Consider the following 1,646-nt stretch of genomic DNA (forward strand, 5'->3'; position numbering starts at 1 on the left):
ACAACTTGAACCTTAACACCTAACTTCTTCGCAACGGCGCGCGCAAGCTCAATATCTACGCCCTCATATACGCCACCAGTAGCCACGTATTCAAACGGCGGATATGAAGTGCCCGTTAGAACGATAAGTTGAAAAAAGATGATAAGCGCATATTCAGGTTCCAGAGCGTGGTTGAAGCTGGCACTGCCATTGCGACAGGCAGAGATAAACTTGGTGCGCTGGTTGCCGATGAGCTACCTGCAAAGGCAGTCGTTGCCAATAGTAAGGGGAAGTTGAAATTATTTGAAGGCTTTACCTATAAAGATGATGTGGCTGTTGCCGTTAAAAAGGGCAATAAAGAACTGCTTAGCTACATCAACGCTACTATTAAAGAGCTGACTGCTAAAAATAAGGGTGGCAAAAGCCAAGTTGAAGCGTGGGTTGAGTTCCACATGAAGGCAGCTACAAAAAATAAATAGCTTGTTATCTACATACGGGACAGTAAAATCAACAACCGCTTTACGTTCATCAGTTATTGACAGAGACGCTGCTATGAAATCACCTTTACCAGAATTAAGTGCTTCTATCAGCGTGCGAAATGGCAGAGGGACAACTTGAACCTTAACACCTAACTTCTTCGCAACGGCGCGCGCAAGCTCAATATCTACGCCCTCATATACGCCACCAGTAGCCACGTATTCAAACGGCGGATATGAAGTGCCCGTTAGAACGATAATCTCACCCCGTTTCTTAATCTCTTGAATGCTTGCGGCAAACAACAGGCTCGCTGAAAACAGCGATACGAATAACACCATAGACACAATAGACAAGATTTTTTTCATAATAACCCTCCAAAAATAAAAATTAGGGGTATTTATACCACAACTTCATATTGAGTGCAAGAGCAAGCACTTAGCCCTTTCAATTTGCTCACGGACGCGCTCCGATGCCGTTCCACCGAACGATTTACGTCCATCAACACAAGCTTGCAGAGAGATAACTGCATAAATATCATTACCTATAGAGCTATTAAATATGTGAAACTCTTCAAGCGTTAATGTCTCTAGCGTTTTATTCTGTTTTATGCAATATTGAACAGCTCGCCCCGTTATGCTGTGCGCCTCACGAAATGGAATGCCTTTGCGTGCCAGATAATCTGCCATGTCTGTAGCATTAGAGAACCCCCTTGCAGTAGCTTTCAACATATTGCCAGCATTTATGCTCATCTTTACCAGCATTGGTGCAAGTATTCGCAAGGTGCTTTGCAACGTGTCCATTGAATCATAAACCTGTTCTTTGTCTTCGCTCATATCGGTATTATATGCAAGCGGTGTTCCTTTCATTATGGTAAGCACCGCCATTAGGTTGCCGAACATTCTGCCTGTTTTGCCACGCACCTTCTCTGCTATGTCAGGGTTCTTCTTCTGTGGCATAATGCTTGAACCAGTGCAGAAATCATCAGACAATTCTATAAATTTCATATCTTGGCTTGCAAATAGCACAAGCTCTTCGGCAAGCCTTGAAAGATGCATAAACTCTATCGCACTAGACGCGTTAAACTCCACCATATAGTCGCGGGCACTCACAGAATCAATACTGTTTTCCGTAGGCTTATCAAAACCCAACTCTGTTGCCGTCTGAAATCTATCTATAGGAAATGTTGTTCC

General features: G+C 43.5%; 4 protein-coding genes. 1 reads left to right on the top strand and 3 read right to left on the bottom strand.

The features are described 5' to 3' along the window. The coding region (locus tag AC1MDJ_RS07755) for a transporter substrate-binding domain-containing protein (RefSeq protein WP_479690352.1) at window positions 1-164 on the bottom strand (164 nt) is incomplete at its 3' end. Between AC1MDJ_RS07755 and AC1MDJ_RS07760 the strand changes: the two genes are divergently transcribed. Further along, window positions 139-276, top strand: coding sequence for a hypothetical protein (locus AC1MDJ_RS07760; RefSeq protein ID WP_479690349.1), 138 nt, complete (start codon window positions 139-141; stop codon window positions 274-276). The two genes, AC1MDJ_RS07755 and AC1MDJ_RS07760, sit on opposite strands and share 26 nt — an antisense overlap. A gap of 2 nt (window positions 277-278) precedes the next feature. Here AC1MDJ_RS07760 and AC1MDJ_RS07765 read toward each other — a convergent pair whose 3' ends face one another. Then, window positions 279-821 (bottom strand): ABC transporter substrate-binding protein, encoded by a 543-nt coding sequence (locus AC1MDJ_RS07765; RefSeq protein ID WP_479690350.1) that lies wholly within the window; start codon window positions 819-821, stop codon window positions 279-281. Window positions 822-866: 45 nt separating this feature from the next. Beyond that, window positions 867-1,646, bottom strand: a 780-nt coding sequence (argH, locus tag AC1MDJ_RS07770) for an argininosuccinate lyase (RefSeq protein WP_479690351.1), incomplete at its 5' end; no start/stop codon positions are given.

The sequence above is a fragment of the Candidatus Termitispirillum reticulitermitis genome, assembly GCF_054655775.1.